Source organism: Dolichospermum sp. UHCC 0352 (assembly GCF_009711925.1).
Lineage (GTDB): Bacteria > Cyanobacteriota > Cyanobacteriia > Cyanobacteriales > Nostocaceae > Dolichospermum > Dolichospermum lemmermannii.
In genome coordinates this window covers 1-17,599 of sequence record NZ_VIKY01000293.1, presented here as the reverse complement: position 1 = coordinate 17,599, position 17,599 = coordinate 1, and the positions used below count along the sequence as shown (strand labels likewise).

16 protein-coding genes and 1 pseudogene are annotated in these 17,599 nt (G+C 36.7%); 10 read left to right on the top strand and 7 right to left on the bottom strand.

Translation table 11 applies throughout. The annotated features are described in order from the left end of the window. The first annotated feature begins 34 nt into the window (after positions 1 to 34). Positions 35 to 889 (top strand): Rpn family recombination-promoting nuclease/putative transposase, encoded by an 855-nt coding sequence (locus FJR06_RS21420; RefSeq protein ID WP_168652231.1) that lies wholly within the window; start codon positions 35 to 37, stop codon positions 887 to 889. 93 nt (positions 890 to 982) lie between these two features. Here the strand turns inward: FJR06_RS21420 and FJR06_RS24565 are convergent. Further along, positions 983 to 1,567: pseudogene (locus FJR06_RS24565) on the bottom strand (macro domain-containing protein). 300 nt (positions 1,568 to 1,867) lie between these two features. Between FJR06_RS24565 and FJR06_RS24560 the strand changes: the two are divergent. The 6 genes from FJR06_RS24560 (at position 1,868) to FJR06_RS21385 (ending at position 6,216) form a co-directional block, all read left to right on the top strand. Further along, positions 1,868 to 2,020 (top strand): hypothetical protein, encoded by a 153-nt coding sequence (locus tag FJR06_RS24560; RefSeq protein ID WP_235081816.1) that lies wholly within the window; start codon positions 1,868 to 1,870, stop codon positions 2,018 to 2,020. 11 nt (positions 2,021 to 2,031) lie between these two features. Beyond that, entirely contained in the window at positions 2,032 to 2,307 is a 276-nt protein-coding gene (locus tag FJR06_RS21405; protein WP_015080252.1) for a hypothetical protein, read from the top strand. Further along, positions 2,304 to 2,729 carry a PIN domain-containing protein gene (locus tag FJR06_RS21400; protein WP_168632093.1) on the top strand — a complete coding sequence of 142 codons (426 nt, stop codon included), beginning with the start codon at positions 2,304 to 2,306 and terminating at the stop codon, positions 2,727 to 2,729. Before FJR06_RS21405 ends, FJR06_RS21400 begins: the two co-directional genes overlap by 4 nt. A gap of 35 nt (positions 2,730 to 2,764) precedes the next feature. Further along, positions 2,765 to 3,433, top strand: a complete 669-nt coding sequence (locus FJR06_RS21395; protein ID WP_015080251.1) for an N-acetylmannosamine-6-phosphate 2-epimerase — start codon at positions 2,765 to 2,767, stop codon at positions 3,431 to 3,433. Between the two features lie 375 nt (positions 3,434 to 3,808). Beyond that, positions 3,809 to 4,924: a cysteine synthase family protein gene (locus tag FJR06_RS21390; protein WP_015080250.1), complete on the top strand. Its 1,116-nt coding sequence runs from the start codon at positions 3,809 to 3,811 to the stop codon at positions 4,922 to 4,924. Next, positions 4,921 to 6,216: a hypothetical protein gene (locus FJR06_RS21385; RefSeq protein ID WP_015080249.1), complete on the top strand. Its 1,296-nt coding sequence runs from the start codon at positions 4,921 to 4,923 to the stop codon at positions 6,214 to 6,216. The genes FJR06_RS21390 and FJR06_RS21385 overlap by 4 nt, the downstream gene beginning before the upstream one ends. Here FJR06_RS21385 and rppB read toward each other — a convergent pair. The 4 genes from rppB to FJR06_RS21365 all read right to left on the bottom strand — a co-directional run bounded on the left by rppB (position 6,176) and on the right by FJR06_RS21365 (position 10,162). Beyond that, positions 6,176 to 7,495, bottom strand: a complete 1,320-nt coding sequence (gene rppB, locus FJR06_RS21380) for a two-component system sensor histidine kinase RppB (RefSeq protein ID WP_015080248.1) — start codon at positions 7,493 to 7,495, stop codon at positions 6,176 to 6,178. The genes FJR06_RS21385 and rppB overlap by 41 nt on opposite strands. Before the next feature lie 112 nt (positions 7,496 to 7,607). Next, a complete protein-coding gene (gene rppA, locus FJR06_RS21375) occupies positions 7,608 to 8,294 on the bottom strand; it encodes a two-component system response regulator RppA (RefSeq protein WP_015080247.1) in 687 nt (228 codons plus the stop codon). 124 nt (positions 8,295 to 8,418) lie between these two features. Further along, complete coding sequence (locus FJR06_RS21370) at positions 8,419 to 9,111, bottom strand: DUF305 domain-containing protein (protein WP_015080246.1); 693 nt, start codon at positions 9,109 to 9,111, stop codon at positions 8,419 to 8,421. 181 nt (positions 9,112 to 9,292) lie between these two features. Further along, positions 9,293 to 10,162, bottom strand: a complete 870-nt coding sequence (locus FJR06_RS21365) for a hypothetical protein (protein WP_015080245.1) — start codon at positions 10,160 to 10,162, stop codon at positions 9,293 to 9,295. A gap of 82 nt (positions 10,163 to 10,244) precedes the next feature. On the opposite strand from FJR06_RS21365, the gene FJR06_RS21360 reads away from it, so the two are divergent. Then, the gene (locus FJR06_RS21360) at positions 10,245 to 11,144 is read left to right on the top strand and encodes a metallophosphoesterase (protein ID WP_015080244.1); all 900 of its coding nucleotides are present in this window, start codon (positions 10,245 to 10,247) and stop codon (positions 11,142 to 11,144) included. Between the two features lie 113 nt (positions 11,145 to 11,257). Here FJR06_RS21360 and rpmB read toward each other — a convergent pair whose 3' ends face one another. Both rpmB and htpG read right to left on the bottom strand, forming a co-directional pair. Further along, positions 11,258 to 11,494 (bottom strand): 50S ribosomal protein L28, encoded by a 237-nt coding sequence (rpmB, locus tag FJR06_RS21355; protein WP_015080243.1) that lies wholly within the window; start codon positions 11,492 to 11,494, stop codon positions 11,258 to 11,260. A 157-nt stretch (positions 11,495 to 11,651) separates the two neighbouring features. Next, on the bottom strand, positions 11,652 to 13,619 hold the full coding sequence (gene htpG, locus FJR06_RS21350) for a molecular chaperone HtpG (RefSeq protein ID WP_168652230.1): 1,968 nt from the start codon (positions 13,617 to 13,619) through the stop codon (positions 11,652 to 11,654). A gap of 322 nt (positions 13,620 to 13,941) precedes the next feature. Here htpG and FJR06_RS21345 point away from each other — a divergent pair, with 322 nt between their 5' ends. Continuing rightward, positions 13,942 to 15,240 carry a P-loop NTPase fold protein gene (locus FJR06_RS21345; protein ID WP_168652229.1) on the top strand — a complete coding sequence of 433 codons (1,299 nt, stop codon included), beginning with the start codon at positions 13,942 to 13,944 and terminating at the stop codon, positions 15,238 to 15,240. Continuing rightward, the coding region (locus FJR06_RS21340; RefSeq protein WP_254434466.1) for a tetratricopeptide repeat protein at positions 15,240 to 17,599 on the top strand (2,360 nt) is incomplete at its 3' end. The genes FJR06_RS21345 and FJR06_RS21340, both read left to right, overlap by 1 nt.

Genomic DNA, 17,599 nt, shown 5'->3' with positions numbered 1-17,599 from the left:
TAAAACCATACTCAGTAATTTATAGTAATCCCTGATGGTCAAAAAAGCCGATATCAGCACTAAAAAATTAATCAGCCTCAGTCCCGAAAATTGGGTAAAATGGGTGACACAAATCCCCGACATTACCACCGGAGAAATTCTTAATTCCGAATTTCAATGGATAAGCAGAGAAAGTGATGTATTAGTCAAAGCCACCAGTCCCCAGTACGGCGAATTCCTTGTTCTCAATGAGTTACAATTACGGTATAAGCCAGAAATGCCCAAAAGAATGCGGGCTTATGCGGCATTAGCAGAGGAAAAATATGATCTTCCCACATACCCTGTATTAATTAACATTCTCAAAGAAAGTGAAACAGAAATTCCCAAACGCTATGAATCAGAGTTTGCTGGCTTACAAGCGCGACAAGACTATCATGTGATAAATCTTTGGGAAGTTGATGTAAAAATAGCTTTGAGTCAACCTATTCCCTCGCTGCTTCCCTTTGTACCAATTCTCAAAGGTGGTGGAGAAGAATCAACAGTTAGACAAGCATTGCAAATGCTTCGTGCTGATGAAAAATTAAGCCAGTTGGAAACAGTTATGGCTTTTTTTGCTACCTTCGTATTAGATAGCGCCTTAGTTCAACAAATTATGAGGTGGGATATGGCAATATTACAAGAGTCTCCTTGGTATCAACAGATTTTCAGAGAAGGTGAAAAACGGGGTGAAAGACAAGCTATACTGTCATCTATTGAACTAAGTTTAGAGATAAAATTTAGTCAAGAAGGTTTACAATTTATGCCCAAAATATCACAGGTTGCTGATTTAGAACGGTTAAAAAACATCCAAAGGAGCATTTTAACTGTCAATAGTCTTGATGAATTGCGGGAATTTATGCAAAGAAATTAAACTTCTGCTTTCACATTAGTATTCCCCCTTTGGTTGGGGGAATAATTTATATAGATATTAATTTAATGAACAAGCATCTCGGACATATAAAGCTCAAAAGCAAATTGACTTAATAAAGTCCTCAAGTTCATAAAAATCTATAGAATCTAAATCTTTTGGATAAATCATTAACGTCAGTTTTCTGGTAATAAATTCTCTTTTTGATGCCACTACGAATGAAGTTATTATCAGCTTAGATAGCTGCATTCGAGAAAAACCACTACGAGCCAGATCAGAACCTATAATTGGTATTACTACATCTGTCCCGTGGGATTTCAGACGAACTTCTTGCCAGAGGTTATCTAGCGAAGTTGAAATATAATCAGAATTTGACTTGACTGTTAAATTATTTCTCATCTATCCGTAGGCAGTTAGGAAATAGCGTTTTTCATAAGAACCAAGCGTGATTGTAGTGCCAATGGGATAACGCCAAGCTTTCCCACGTTTTTTATCAGGGTCTAAGTTGCGATTACCAATGTATTCTTGAAGAGCAGTTTCAATATCTACATCTAGCTCATCCTGTTTACCTTTGTAAATTTGTTTGAGAAATTGACCTTGAACGCTAGAGGATTTAATAATTTCTCCCAGTTCAGTATCAAAAACATCATTAGCTCCAATAACTATTAAAATTATTTTCATACCCGTAGTATTGGCAGCATTCCATTTATAACTTTGCTCTCTGATGATTTTTTCTTCTTTTTCAACATCTCTGGGACTAGCAATGATAACTCGATAAACTTTAGCTTCTACTGGCATATACAAGAGAGGATGAGATTATTATATAAATAATACACAAAATAGGTATTTACAATGAAATAAAATTTAAATAGTAGGTTTAGAGCTTATGTTCATGTACGACAATACAATTGACATACCACTATGCCAGCATATTTGTACTTTGGTGAAGACTAATTCTTTCTGAGTCGCGCCATTAAAAGAATGCGATCGCACAGTCTAGATCAACAATCGGTAAACTTTAACTATACAGAATACCCCCCAGAACCTAAAGAAGCCATTGAACAAGAAAGTCAGGTCACAGATGCTATAATTACATTATTCTGTGAAGAATTAGGAATTAAACCGCCGTTTTAATGGAGGATTTTATGCAAGTTAAAATTGAGTTACCTGATGAATTGGGAAAACAACTTTTGGAAATGCCTGATATGCAGCTATTAATACAGAAAGCTGTGGAAAAAATATTATTAGAAGAGCAAAGCAGACGAGCCACCCATGATTTATTAGTTGAACAGAGAGAATTGTTACACCAAACTAGCAATGATGAAATTTTGCCAATTACGCGATCGCTAGTTGGTATATTGAAAGGTTATCATGTTGATGTAGCAGACTATAAAAAACATTTAGAGGAGAAGTATCTTTGAAAATTGTATTTGATACCAATATTGTTCTTGATATTTTGCTAGAGCGTGAGCCTTTCGTTAGCTTCTCTATTAATTTATTTAATGCTGTTGAGCAGCAAATTATTCAAGGTTATCTTTGTGCGACAACGATAACTACGATTGATTATTTGTTAACTAAATCAATAGGAAAGCAGTCAGCCAAGGTTTCTATTAATCAATTGCTTAATTTATTTGCGATATCGGAGGTTAATGATGTGATATTGAAAGCGGCGATAAATTCAGATTTTCCTGATTTTGAGGATGCTGTTTTATATCATTCAGGCATTTATGCGGGTGTTGATGGTTTTGTAACTCGAAATAGCAAGGATTTTAAAACTGCTAGTTTGCCTATTTATAGTCCAACTGAATTACTCAGCATTATTCAAGAAATAAAGCATTACTGACAGTATTTTATTACAACTTTTAGACAATATCAAACATGACTAATTTACCAAAAGGATTAATCGTTTCCTGTCAAGCGCCTGTAAACTCCCCATTACATGATCCTTATGTAATTTCCGCAATGGCACAAGCAGCAGTGAATAATGGGGCTGTAGCAGTGAGAATTGACACACCTATTCATATCGAAGCGGTGCGGAAAAAAGTCCAAGTTCCCATTATCGGACTTTGGAAACAAATAATCACAGGTTCTGATGTTTATATTACACCACAGTTTCATCATGCTGTGGCCGTAGCTGAAGCAGGTGCTGATATTATTGCCATAGATGCTACTACTAGAAATCGTCCTGGTGATGAAAAGTTAGCAGATATTATTAATTTGATTCATCAGCAATTAAATCAGCCAGTTATGGCAGATGTAGATACCTATGAAGCTGCACAATTAGCTGTGAATGCAGGTGCAGATCTTGTGGGAACTACTCTATTTGGCTATACTGCCCAAACTAAAAATTTCTCTCCTCCTGGTTGGGAATTACTCACCCAAATCATCGAAAATCTTGATACTTTTGTGATTTGTGAAGGAGGTGTTTCTTCACCAGAAATGGCGAGAAAAGCCTTAGATTTGGGGGCTAATGCTGTGGTTGTGGGTGGGGCAATTACCGGAATTGATTTGTTAGTTAAAGCTTATATTTCTACATTAGAAAATTAAACTTACAGCACTTCCCGGTGTTATGAGGTACATATCTAGCGGGCAAGATGCCCGCACTACAAGAGTTTCATGATTCAACTTTGTACCTCATAAGAGCGGAAACTGCTGTATCTGTAAGAGTTTAGCAATGTTCATTGGTGTCAATTTAAGCTCAAATCTTTACCATATCTCGTTCCTAGACTCTGACTAGGAATGCAGTTGATGAGGCTCTGTCTCTAATCTTATTGAAGGCAGAGCCTTCTAGCCCACATTCCCAGCCAGAGACTGGGAACGAGATAACCCTCATTTCTCCGTGACCTCTGTGCCTCTGTGGTTCGTTATTCCCTGGCGTGTCTGATTTCATCTCTATTTCATCTAAGGTTGGCATCCTTAGAGATGAACAGTATTTGGTTATTAATGATGGTTACTTGCTCCCCAGAACTAACCCTGAAAACTAGCTTACCAGCATCACCGCTATTTGCCACGGTGACAGAAGCATTAGGTAAAGTTCCCATTGTCCGATTAAATCGAATTCACCCAAGTTGTGAAGATCATCATTTATATCTCAAACTAGAATCTTGTAATCCTGGTGGGAGTATTAAGGAAAAAAATGCGGCTTATCTGGTGAATGAAGCCGAAAAACAAGGTTTATTGCGCTCAGGTGGGACAATTGTTGAATCTAGTTCTGGTAACTTTGGGATTGGGTTAGCAATTGTAGGCGCAACTAAGGGATACAGGGTGATGATTGTGATTGATGCCAAAACCCCTGTAACAATGCGAAGAATGCTTACTGCTTATGGTGCAGAATTGGTAGAAGTGCCTTTGAGTGAGGCTGATAGTCAGGGTTCAATGCAGGTAGCAAGAATGGCAAAAGCCCAGGAATTAGCTGCAAATATTGCTGGTGCTTGGTATCCCTGTCAACATAAAAATCCTAGTAATACTGATGCCCATGCAATTTGGACAGCGCGGGAAATTGAAGCTGCTTTTGGCGGTGCGCCGGATGCTATAGTGATTGGAGTCAGTACAGCCGGACAGTTAGGCGGTATCAGTCGCTATTTTAAACGGTATTATCCCCAAACAAGAATTATCGGTGTAGATGTGGCAGGATCGGCAATTTTTGGGACTCCCAGACACCCCTATAAGATGACTGGACTGGGTTTATCTTTCGTTCCCCCCAATTTTGACCCGCAAATGTTAGACGCGGCTTATAGCGTGGATGATGGTTTGGCGTTTTCTGTTTGTCATGGTTTGGCTAAACAGGAAGGTATGCTTTTAGGTGCTTCCACTGGTGCAATTGTGGCTGCTGCTTTAGCAGATGCCCGAAGATTTACTAAACCCCAAACTATGTTACTACTTAATCCTGACCGGGGCGATCGCTATTTGGAAACAGTTTACAATGCCGATTGGTTAACAGCACAAAATATCAACATCCTTCAACATTCCCATCTCACCGCAGCAATTACTAATCTTCTACCTGTACCATTGGATATTGTTGGTAGGAGTCAAGAGTGAAATTACAAGAATCTCAATCAGTTAGTTTAGGGACTTTATGGCGGGAATTTTTGCCTTTATCCCTCAGTGATGTAACTATGGCCTGTGGTGATCCGATGATGACTACTACATTGGCTCATCTTCCTGATGCTCAAATTAACTTAGCGGCTGTAGGTATTGCTAAATCTTTGGCGATATTTTTTGAAAGTCCAATTATTATGATTTTGCACGCTGCTAATGCTTTAGCGGGTTCTCAAGATTCACGCAAGGCATTGTGGCGATTTACATTATTGGTAGGTGGAGGATTAACTTTTTTATTAAGTTTGTTGGGACTACCGATCATATTTAATTTTGTCGGTGTGAGTCTGTTGGGTATTCCCTCGGCAATGTTAGCTACAGTTAGTCAAGTATTATTACTAATGGGAGGTTGGCCATTTGCGATCGCTTGGCGGCGTTATTTTCAAGGACTATTAATTTATCATGGTCAGTCCGGTGCTGTGGCTAAAGCTAGTATTTGCAGGTTATTGACTTTAGCCGTAATCCTCACATTCGGGTTTTTCTACCAACTATCTGGGGGCGTAATTGCTGGCTTGGGACTTATGGGCGGGGTGATAGTCGAGGCTATCGTTGTGACAATTTTTGCCCGTCGCAGTGGGGCAATTTTACCACCACAAATAGAACAACCTAATTTACCCCGCAATTTAGCACAGGTATGGAAATTCTATCTCCCCCTAGCTAATTCGATGATGGTGGTTTGGGGCGGAAGGGCGATATTAATTAGCATTCTTGCCCGCGCTGAAGATTCGACAATTGCTATTGCTGCTTGGTCTGCGGCTTGGGGATTAGTTCTGGTAATTGCCAATTCTACCCGGATGGTACAGCAAATGGTGATTAAATATCGTCATCAAGTGAGCGATAAGCAATTACTGACTTTTGCTATGAGTGTGGGTGCTGCTTGTTCCAGCCTACTATTATTAATGAGTGTAACACCTATCGGCGATCGCATTGTCCAAAGTTTTATCGGCAATGATCTTACCTTAGCTAAAAGTATTAAACCTGTACTTTTGATTTGTGCAATTGTGCCATTATTTGTGGCCTTACAGAATGCAATTCAGGGGTTTTTAGTCAGTGAAAATCGGACAGGTCATGTGAATCTATCTACATGGTTGGGAACAGGAACTTTATTAATAATTTCCACTTTTGCTATTAACAAAGGTATGAATGGCGCAATGGCCGCTGCTATTGCCATGATTACATCTATGTTAGTTGAAATTAGCTGTTTACTTTGGAAAAGAGTGGCAAAATTACAGTAAATGTACTGCCATTATTTACATCACTTTGTACTTCTAATTTGCCTTTGTGATTTTGGACAATTGCTAAAGCGATCGCTAAACCTAATCCAGATCCTCCTGTATGACGAGAACGATCTGCATGAACTCGATAAAAGCGATTAAAAATGTGGGGAATATCTGAAGTAGGAATACCAATACCTGTATCTTTGATAGTAATTAAACCTTGATGATCATTAGTTGTCAGATTAATTTTTACTTCCCCAGATTCAGGAGTGTATTTAATAGCATTACTAACTAAATTCAACAACATTCGATAAATTTGACCTTCATTACCTTGAATATAGAAATAAGATTCAATCGGAATATTACTAGATAATAAAACTTGGGCATTCATGGCTACTGGCATTAATTCTTCTTCCACATCTGCCACTAAATCATTTAAACAAATTTCCTGCCATTTTGCTTCTTGTAAACCACTTTCTACCCTAGACAATAATAACAAATCCTGGGTTAAAGTTACTAATCTTTTGATTTGTCTCTCCAAAGCTTTTTGAGTTTCTTGATTAATTGAATTTGTTTCGACAATTGTTTGTAAAGATGTAATCGGAGTTCTTAATTCATGGGCTGCGTCAGCCGTAAATTTTTGTAATTGTTGATAGGATTTTTCAATTGGTCGCATAGCTAAACCTGCTAACCACCAACCAGCACCACCAATTAAGATCATAGAAAAGGGAACACCCAATCCTAATAACCAATGTAGACTATTCATATAGTCATTTAATCGTTGTATAGATCGCCCTACTTGTAAGTATCCCCACAATTGATTCCCTTTGATTTTTAAGGGCATTAAATGTAAATGATATAGTTCACCATTGCGATTTTGAATATCGTAAGAATGATGAATTTGTAGATTAGGAGGAAACTCATCGGGATTATTACCAATAGCTGCAATTACTTCTCCTGATAGTGTTAAAAACCGGAGATAATATCCTTCTGATAATAAACCCAGTAACTCTGATTCTGATTTAATTGGTAAACAAGATTTTTGTTTAAAACAAATTCCTGGCAAAGATTTCTGAGTTGTAATAGATAATTCTCCAGGAACTTTTAACTCTGTCTTTAATTTATCCTCAAATACCTTGCCAAAAACTTCTAACTCTCGATCAACAGTGCGAGTAAAAGCTTGAATCATCACAATATGAGCAACATAACCACATATTAATAAAGTTGCACCCATCACACCAGCATAGGTAAAGGCTAATTTTAACCGAGAATTATTAAAGATTGAATTATTATTCATCTAATTTGATATTTTGTAAATATAAGATCCCCGACTTCTTTTTTTATCTTGTTAATAAATTATCAATTAATGTCAGAAGTCGGGGATCTCAACCCTGGTAACACACCATCCATTATCCACAAAAACGATAACCAAAACCTCGCATAGTTTCAATAGCTTTAGGAAAACCACATTCTAATAATTTGCGTCTTAGTAATCTCACTTGTGCAGCCACAACATTACTCACTGTATCACTTTCAAAATCCCACAATCTAGCGCGAATTTGTTCATGAGTTAGGATTTGTTGAGGATGCTGCATTAAATATTCTAGTAGTTGAAATTCTTTGGCTGTAAGGATAATTGGTAAAGAAGGTTCTAATCCTAAATTCACAACTGAAAAATTACTATAATCTAACATTAATGAACCTATTTGTAATTGCGGTGGTTGGAAATTTGGTAATCTTCTTTGTAATGCCCTTACCCGTGCCAATAATTCTGCCATCCCAAAAGGTTTAACAAGATAATCATCAGCACCCGCATCTAAACCCGTAACCCGATCATTCATGCTATCTCTAGCTGTTAATAGCATAATTGGTAATTGATTTTTTTGCCCTCTTAATCTTTGACATAATTCCAATCCTGATAACTTGGGTAACATCCAATCTAAAATTGCAATTTCATACCTTTGTGGTACTGTATTCAGATAATCCCAAGCCGTTTGTCCATCTTCAACCCAATCTACTATATAATCACGCTGGGTAAGAGCATGATGAATACTAGTTCCTAAATCATGTTCATCTTCAACTAATAATAACCGCATATATAAAAGGTATATTTAATAATACTAATTATTAGGGTGAATCAGATATGAAACTTTATCAAATTTACCTCAATTATCGAGTCGAAAACACCCTAAAATTTTCGAGTCCGGTTTTCACAATGTTTTACAGAGGCTGGGACTTATACCAATTTTGATACCATTGTTCCATCTGCCTAATTTCCGCTGTTTGACTTTTAATGATAGACTTGGCTAAATTACGGATTTGTGGTTTGGTAGTTTTTTTAGCAATCATCTGCGACATTTGTACAGCCATCCGATGATGAGGAATCATTTGACGGATAAATTCTTGGTCAAAATCTGGTGCATTTTTTAATGTTTCTAAATCCATATTCATGCACTGCATTTTGCAATTCATCGGCATTTTCATCATGTCTGGGTTCATCTGTTGTCCCATATTTCCATGATTTGCCATCATTCCTTGATCAGTCATAGCCATTACAGGTACTTCTTTACCGTACCATTTCTTATACCAGGTTCGCAGTTGTTCAATTTCGCTGGTTTGATCTTTTTTAATAGCAACCGCGAGGTTCTTAATTTCTGGATGTTGTGCGCGAGTGAATGCGATATCAGCCATTTCTACTGCTTGCTGATGGTGTGGAATCATCATTTCGATAAAATGCTGATCTGTTTGCATCATCATCCCTTTTTTGGGGGGATTAGCTTGTTTAGATGAATGATGAGAACTGTGTTCAGAATTGGGACTTTGTGCTTGTGTGTTACTGACGAGTAATAATCCACTCACAGCACTACTACTTACTAACCCAATCAAACCATAAATTAAATTTTTGCTTTTCATAACTTGTTTTTCTTTGAGAATATGAAGATTTAATAGTAAAAGTCATCAAACCTAACTATTGCAAATACTTTCACCCAGTTATGTGTTTAACTGTAATTATAGCTTTTCATGGCAGTATGAAATCAAGATGAAATGTTTTGTGATATTAACATTTCTTAATAAAACAAACATCTATCAAATTTCAGCGGTTAAAAATTATCATTTCATTACCCACCACTGGACTCCGGGCAATTATTTTCTCTTGAAAATCAACAACTTCTAAATGGATAAAATTCAGTTCTTGAGAACGTTGTAATATTTCCGCAGCTAGTTTATCCTGTTGGGATTTTTCCAGGTTATACCAAATATCACTAATTTTCACAGTTAAATCACTAGTACGGAAATTAGCTTGAAGAGGTTTTATGAGTTGAGAAATAATATTTTTGTCTTTGGTATTCTTAACAGAAACGCTAATTTCTGAAAACTGATTTTCAATTGCTGCTAGTAAAGCTTGTTCAGGTGTTAATTCAACAACTGGAATTGGAGTTGGTTCAGTTTCTATAACTGGAGTTGGTATTGCTTCCGGTTCTATAACTGGAGTTGGTATTGCTTCCGGTTCGACAACTGGAGTTGGTATTACTTCCGGTTCGACAACTGGGGTTGGTATTACTTCCGGTTCTATAACTGATTTTGGGGGGATAACTTCCTCTACTGGGGGAACAGTTGCAACTTCAGCAGATTTAGGAATAAATGTAAATGTACTTATCCCTATTGTCACCACAAAAATTACAGCAAAAATTCCTGTCAGCACCGTATCTGATACATTGTTAGATATATTTGATGGTAAAAATAAGCGGAATGTCCTTAAAAATCCATCCCAACGCGATAAAAAATTAGTTTTTTTCTGAGTATCAGCGGGTGTTTCTGTCTCCAGTTTCACTACTGTAGTTTCTAAAACACCAATTGTTCCCCGCAAAACTTGGATAATTGTCGTTTTCCAAATTGGTTGATTTTTTTGATAAAGTATAGCTGCGGGTTCATTTCTTGATTTTCTACGTTTTTCTCCTGACATGGAACTTTTACCCAAATTAGTAAATCAAAAACAGAGAAAACATATTTTGACTATAATCAATTATTGTGACATTTAATGAATTATGAATATTAACCGCCGTCAATTTTTGTTTTTAAGTGGAATCAGCACCATAGGATCTGGATTTTTGGGTGGGAAATTATTAAATACAAATTCTCTCATAGAATCAGCAATAGCCGCTAAACCAGTCAAAAAAGATTTATTATTGCGTTTTGTCTCCGTTGCTGATACGGGAACTGGCACAAAAGGACAATATGCTGTAGCTAATGCTATGAATTTTTATCATCAGCAAAATCCTTATAATTTGGTGATTTTAGCTGGTGATAATATCTATAATAATGGGGAAATTGAGAAAATAAATGAAGTTTTTGAACGTCCCTATCAAGCTTTACTAAAAAATGGTGTCAAGTTTCATGCTTGTTTAGGTAATCATGATATTCGCACTGATAATGGTGTTCCCCAAGTTAAATATCCTGGTTTTAATATGCAGGGACGTTATTACACATTTAGTCAAAATAAAGTTCAGTTTTTTGCTTTAGACACTAATGGTAATGCTGATTGGAAAAATCAATTAATTTGGTTAGATCAAGAATTAAGTCTGAGTAAAGCCCCTTGGAAAGTTGTTTTTGGTCATCATCCTATTTATTCATCTGGTCATTATGGGAATAATAAAAGTTTTATTAAAACCTTTACTCCTTTGTTTAAAAAATACAATGTTCAGCTTTATATCAATGGTCATGAACATAATTATGAACGAACTCGCGCTATTAATGGAACTACCTATTTAATCTGTGGCGCTGGTGCCGGTAATCGTCCGGTTGGCCGTTCTCAATGGACAGAATATTCAACCAGTGATTTGAGTTTTGCGGCCTATGATGTGTATGCAGATAGAATGGAAGTGAGTGCTATTGGTACTAATAATCGCGTTTTTGATCGGGGTGTAATTAAGTTAAAAAGTGTTTAATGAAAGGAGTCAGGAGTCAGGAGTCAGGAGTTAGAAAGAAGAAAGAAAAGAAGTATAATCAAAAAACTTTTCCTTCCCCTGTTTCCTGTTCCCTGTTCCCTATTCCCTGCTATTTAGTAATGGTTGAGGTTGATTCCTGCTTCTTTTGCCATTGCGTCTAAACCTTTGAATTCTAAGGTTTTGATAGCTTTGGTGGAAAGTTTCAATTTCACCCAACGGTTACCAGCAGCCCACCAAACCCGCTTGTTTTGCAGATTAACGTGTTGTAGACGGTTGGTGTGACGGTTGGAGTGGGAAACGGAACAAGCGTTATTGGCTTTTTTACCAGTTAGTTGACAACGACGGGACATAATAAGTATCTCCTAGAGTGTTATTTAAAGACAACCTTCCTATTATATCTGCAAACCAGGCTAGATGACTGGAAATCATTGAAAAAGGTAATGAGCAAAATATGTAGTAGAGACGTTTCATGAAACGTCTCTACATTGAAATAATCGAGAGTAATTTCTATTTGCTGGCTTGTTCTGTTAGCTTGGTGAGTACGTCATTAGAACGTTCGACAAAGGATTTCATCCCATCTGCATCAAAGCCTTTTTGCGATATAAGTGCCAAATCATAAACGTGCTGACACATCATATTAACTAATTGACTGGATGGGGATTCACCATCACCTTGAATAATACTGCCTTGACTGAGATTAACCAAGTTTTGAATTAACGGGTGAGCAGTATTTACTAGTAAAATATGTTCTTCGGGAAATTCAGCGTTTTGTTGCTGCATCATAGCACTCATTTCTCGCATCCGCCGGAGAAATTCGGGTAATAATACCATTGCTGGTGGTGTTCCCTGTGGGTCATCTGATTTTAAGGACTCGGTGCGGATGTTGAGTTTTGGCTTGTTGAGGGCTTTCTCAAATAGTTCTTTAATGACTTCTCCTTTGGTCTTGTTGGTGGTGGGGTCAACAATTTCGCTGGTTTTGTCATCGAGGAGGGTATTATCGAGGTCAGAGTCTACCCGTGTAAATTTAACATCCCGATATTCTTGTTCTAGGAAGTTAATGAAGTGGGTATCAATGAAGGAGTCCATAAAGAGGACTTCTAAACCTTGATTTTTGTGCAGTTCTATGTATGTGGATTGAGTAGCTGCATCGGTGCTGTAGAATACCTTGTTTTCGTGACGTTCTTTGTTCCGTTCTAAGTATTCTTTCAGGGTGGTGTAGGGGATGCTAGTCGCGTTTGCTGGGGTAACATCTTGCCAAACATCACCATCGGTAGATTGAACTTCAACGGCTGCGGTGTCGGCTACAGGGGCTTCTAATTTGGCTGTACTGCGGAAGATGATGATGTCTTCAACTTGTTTTTTGAATTTATCATCGTTGAGAACGCCAAATTTCACGAATGTTCCCAAGTCTTTCCAGGCTGTTACGTATTGTTCGCGGTTATCGCGGTATAATTCTTTGAGTCTATCGCCGACTTTTTTGGCGATATAATCTCCTATTCTCTTAATAGTGCGATCGCCTTGTAATGCACTCCGAGAAACGTTCAAAGGTATATCAGTGCTATCAATCACGCCCCGCATGGGCATTAAAAACTGGGGAATAATTTCCTCACAGTTGTCACTGACAAACACCTGATTGCAGAATAATTTAATTTGTCCTTTGGTAACATCTACATCAGGACGCATTTTCGGGAAATACAAAATCCCGTTAATCACAAAGGGATAATCTGTATTCAAATGCACCCACAGCAAGGGTTCTTCTTGGAAAGGATACAAATAGCGGTAAAACTCTAAATAATCTTCCTCTTTAAGATTACTGGGAGATTCACGCCATGCAGCTTTTTGTTTGTTTAAAACTTCCCCATCCATCTTAATGGGAACTGACATGAAATCGCAGTAGGTCTTGACAAGATTCCTAATTCGTGCTGGTTCGAGAAACTCCTCTTCTTCCCCTTCTAATGTGAGAATAATTGTAGTTCCACGAGTGGTGCGAGGAGATTCATCTAAGACAAATTTAGGTGAACCATCACAAGTCCAACGCACAGCTTGTGCGCCTTCTTGATAGGAGAGAGTATCAATCTCTACTTGCTTCGCTACCATGAAGGAAGAGTAGAAACCTAAACCGAAATGACCGATAATAGGTTGATCTGCCTTACCTTCATACTTGTGAATAAATTCTTCAGCACTAGAGAAAGCAACTTGGTTAATATATTTTTTGACTTCGTCTGCTGTCATTCCAATGCCATTATCAGTAATGGAGAGGATTTTGTTGTCTTTATCAATGCTAATGGTAATTTCTGGTTCGCCAATTTCCCCATTGTATTCCCCAGCACGGGATACCATGTTTAACTTTTGGATAGCGTCTACTGCGTTGGATACCAGTTCCCGCAAGAAGATTTGATGATCTGAGTAGAGAGACTTCTTGATAATCGGGAAAATATTATCGGTATGAATACTGATATTGCCTTGTTCTAACATAGTTATCCGTCGGTTTTACTTGCAGATATATTTTATGAAAATCAATTTTCCGTGATTTTATCGCTTTTGGGGTAAGGAATACCTCTTCATTATGATTCGGATTACACTACCATCATGATAGACTGGAAACTGAAGACTAAAGACAGTGGTAAAGCCCAACTGCGTAATATAGTGAATTTTAGCATTAATGTGAGGGTATTAGCAGTATTATCCGATTTGTGGAATAAGAATTATCTATTACACACTCCTATTGATTTTAGATAGATAAAATTGATATAACTGACATAACATAAAAACTGTCAACATATAAGGAGCATAAACAATGGCAACTGATCGGATTGATGCGTTTCAAAAAGCATTTCGTAATCTGCAATTACAACCTTTGGTAACAACAGAAGAAACCGCAGATTTTCGAGTTCCTTATGGTGATGATTTCATTGCAGAATTAGAACAGAGAGTTTTGGATTGCAATGATTATACCAATAAACTAATTTTTGCAGGACATCGCGGTTGTGGTAAGTCTACATTGTTGGCAGAATTTGCCAGAGAATTTGACGATAATTATCTGACAATTTTCTTTTCTATATCTGATTTAATTGAAGCTACAGCTATCAATCATATTAATATTCTTTTTGCTATTGCTGTCCAAATTATGGATAAAGCGGAGGAGCAAAAAATTGAGATTGATGCTAACAAAAAACAAAGATTTTTTAATTGGTTTCAAGAACGGACAGAAATTGAAGAAAGTAAAATTGGGGCTGAAGTAGAAGTAGGTCTTGGTTTTTGGAGTTTTCTGAAAAACAAGTTAAAGGCTGAAGCAAGTATCCGCGAAGTTATAGAAACTAAATTTAAACGTGATTTTCGAGATTTAATAGATAATCTCCATCTGATTGCTACAGAAGTTTCTTCAGCTTGTAAAAAAGATATTGTGGTAATTATTGATGATTTAGATAAACTAGATTTAGCAGCCATTGAAAGTATATTTCTCAAAAATATTAAAGCACTATTACAACCTAATTTCTTTGTTATTTATACAATTCCTATTGCCACAATTCGTGATGGTGTTTTAAAAAAACATATCGAAGATGAAACGAGTAATCCGATTTTTGTGATGCCAGTTTTAAAAGTTTATCCTAAAGGTGAAAGTCATAAGAACGAAGCTCAACCTGTAACTGCAACAATAGCTAAATTACAGGAGATTTTGCGAAAACGAATTGATAGCACTTTATTAGCAGATGATATTTTGCTGGAGATTGCTTTATCTAGTGGTGGTGTCATTCGGGAATTGGTTCGCATTGCTCAAAAATGTTGTAGTTTAGTATTAGTAGAGTTAAGAAAAAAAGCCAGAAAGCTAGAACCGATTGATGATGTGCAAATTGATGCGACAATTTTGCAGCAAGCACTTGATATTTTGCGAAATGATATGACAATTACTTTGAGCAAAACTGACCGGGAGATTTTACAACAAACATATACGAATTATCGCCCTGATGATCCTAAACAGCAAGAATTTCTTGATTTGCTCCACAATGTTTATGTGATTGAATATAAAAATGCTGAGAGTTGGTATGATCTTCATCCTCTTGTAATTCAACAGTTAAAGTTAGAAGAATTAATTTAATGAACACCTTAACTAATAAATCCATTATCAACGCAAATGAACAGACTTATATAAGTTTGTTAGTTTCAATTGAAGCTGGCATTGGGATGTTACAGATTTTCATTGCTGTGTGTGATGCAGATCGTCAGCGCGAAAATATTATAGCTAATTATGAAAAGGAATTAGCATATACTGACAATATTTATCGAGTTTATCTTGATAGTCAAGAACCTAGTTTAAAGCAAGCCATCACACAACAAGTTACATTAAAAGAAAATGCCATAGCCACAGTATTAGGTGCAGAAAAATTAGGATCATTCAATCAAGATGAATTGTTGAAAAAGTTTTTTGGTTATTTGCAATGGACGCGAGAAGCATTGCGAGAACTAAAAATGCCGATTATTTTATGGATACCATCACGCATTTATGCTCAAATTGCCAAGCAAGCACCTGATTTCTGGAGTTGGCGTAATGGTGTATTTCATTTTCAGCCTGAACCGTCTTTAGTTACAGGTGAGTTATTAATCAATCGCAATTCTGAGGTAATTCTAGATAATCAAGCAAGTTCGATTTTTTCACCAGAACAATTAGAAACATCTTTAGCAGAAGCGATTAACCAATGGGGAGAAAATAGTAGCAAACTAGAAACTCTCTATAGCCAGCTAGGTAATTTGTATGCTGAACGAGTGCAATCAGGAAAATCAGCAGATAGGGAAAGGGAATTAGCACTAGCTCAAAAATATCTGAATCAAGCAATATCTTTACCATCTCAACTACAAGTAAACCCGTTCACACCTCCCCAACCCCGTGAAGGTGGACTGTTTGGACGCGAAGAGAAATTAAAAGAACTCCATGAATTATTGCAAAGTGGTAAAAACGTTTGTGTTGTTTTTGGTATGAGTGGAGTTGGGAAAACTGCACTGGTGCGAGAATATGCAAATCTACCAGAATATACATCATTCTTTACTGGTGGAGTCTATTATATTAATGTCGAAGATAAACAAAATATGGCTGCGAAAATTATCACTTTGACTAAATGGAGATTTAAAGCAGATTTACCAGCAAATTTATCAACTCAACAAATGGTAACGGCTTGTTGGCAAGCATGGAAAGGACAAACAGAAAATGTATTATTGATTTTTGATGATATATCTAGTTTAAATAAAGATATCAAATCCTATTTACCACCAAAGGATTTAGTTTCCCTGCGAGTATTGATGACTTCGCGGGAAACACCAGATAAACGCATTGCGGAAAAGTTAGAATTACAAGTTTTGTCAGAAGCAGCAGCAGTAGATTTATTAGCTGCAATTATTGGACAAGAAAGAATTGATACAGAACCAGAACAGGCTAAACTACTTTGTTATGAGTTGGGATATTTGCCTTTAGCTTTAGAATTAGTAGCATATTATTTAGATGATGAAGACTATCAGGATTTATCACTGTTAGCAATGCGTGGTAAGTTGCAAGAGAAAGTTAAACATCCTTCTCTGTCACCAAAACGAGTACGGGGAGGAATAAAAGCAAAAAGAGGTTTACAAGTTGCATTTGATTTAAGTTGGGAAGAATTAGGACCAGAAGCTAAATATCTCGCTTGTGTGTTTGGTGCTTTTGCAGCTTCTCCTGTTCATTGGGATTTTGTTATTGAAATTTATAAACAGTTGCAAGGTGAAGCACTTAATCATGATGATTTAAAAGACCGTTGGTTAAAATCTTTAAGAGAACTGCATCTGGTGATGACTGTTGAAGAAAATATTTATAATTTAAATTTACTTATTCACGACTATTTTAGTCAACACCTAAAACAACATTCTAACTACAGCCAAATTAAACAAGCATTTTGTCATGTATTTGCTATTATTGCTAGTGATATTGATCAATCAACCAATCTGGAAACATTTAATTTAATTGAACCACATCTCAAAAAGATGATTGCTTGGTGTGCAAGTAATGATCATCCCGATGTTGCTCGCAGTTTAAATGGTTTAGCATTACTTTACTATTCTCAAGGACGTTATAATGATGCTGAACCTCTTTATTTGCAATCTTTAGATATCAGAAAACGCCAGTTAGGTAATGATCATCCCGATGTTGCTCGCAGTTTAAATGGTTTAGCATTACTTTACTATTCTCAAGGACGTTATAATGATGCTGAACCTCTTTATTTGCAATCTTTAGATATCAGAAAACGCCAGTTAGGTAATGATCATCCCGATGTTGCTCGCAGTTTAAATGGTTTAGCATTACTTTACTATTCTCAAGGACGTTATAATGATGCTGAACCTCTTTATTTGCAATCTTTAGATATCAGAAAACGCCAGTTAGGTAATGATCATCCCGATGTTGCTCGCAGTTTAAATGGTTTAGCATTACTTTACTA

Bases quoted from the DNA above. Each gene is read 5' to 3' on its own strand.
- FJR06_RS21420 (WP_168652231.1), top strand. From the start codon at position 35: ATGGTCAAAAAAGCCGATATCAGCACTAAAAAATTAATCAGCCTCAGT.
- FJR06_RS24560 (WP_235081816.1), top strand. From the start codon at position 1,868: ATGCGATCGCACAGTCTAGATCAACAATCGGTAAACTTTAACTATACA.
- FJR06_RS21405 (WP_015080252.1), top strand. From the start codon at position 2,032: ATGCAAGTTAAAATTGAGTTACCTGATGAATTGGGAAAACAACTTTTG.
- FJR06_RS21395 (WP_015080251.1), top strand. From the start codon at position 2,765: ATGACTAATTTACCAAAAGGATTAATCGTTTCCTGTCAAGCGCCTGTA.
- FJR06_RS21390 (WP_015080250.1), top strand. From the start codon at position 3,809: ATGAACAGTATTTGGTTATTAATGATGGTTACTTGCTCCCCAGAACTA.
- rppB (WP_015080248.1), bottom strand. From the start codon at position 7,495: ATGAATAATAATTCAATCTTTAATAATTCTCGGTTAAAATTAGCCTTT.
- rppA (WP_015080247.1), bottom strand. From the start codon at position 8,294: ATGCGGTTATTATTAGTTGAAGATGAACATGATTTAGGAACTAGTATT.
- FJR06_RS21370 (WP_015080246.1), bottom strand. From the start codon at position 9,111: ATGAAAAGCAAAAATTTAATTTATGGTTTGATTGGGTTAGTAAGTAGT.
- FJR06_RS21365 (WP_015080245.1), bottom strand. From the start codon at position 10,162: ATGTCAGGAGAAAAACGTAGAAAATCAAGAAATGAACCCGCAGCTATA.
- FJR06_RS21360 (WP_015080244.1), top strand. From the start codon at position 10,245: ATGAATATTAACCGCCGTCAATTTTTGTTTTTAAGTGGAATCAGCACC.
- rpmB (WP_015080243.1), bottom strand. From the start codon at position 11,494: ATGTCCCGTCGTTGTCAACTAACTGGTAAAAAAGCCAATAACGCTTGT.
- htpG (WP_168652230.1), bottom strand. From the start codon at position 13,619: ATGTTAGAACAAGGCAATATCAGTATTCATACCGATAATATTTTCCCG.
- FJR06_RS21345 (WP_168652229.1), top strand. From the start codon at position 13,942: ATGGCAACTGATCGGATTGATGCGTTTCAAAAAGCATTTCGTAATCTG.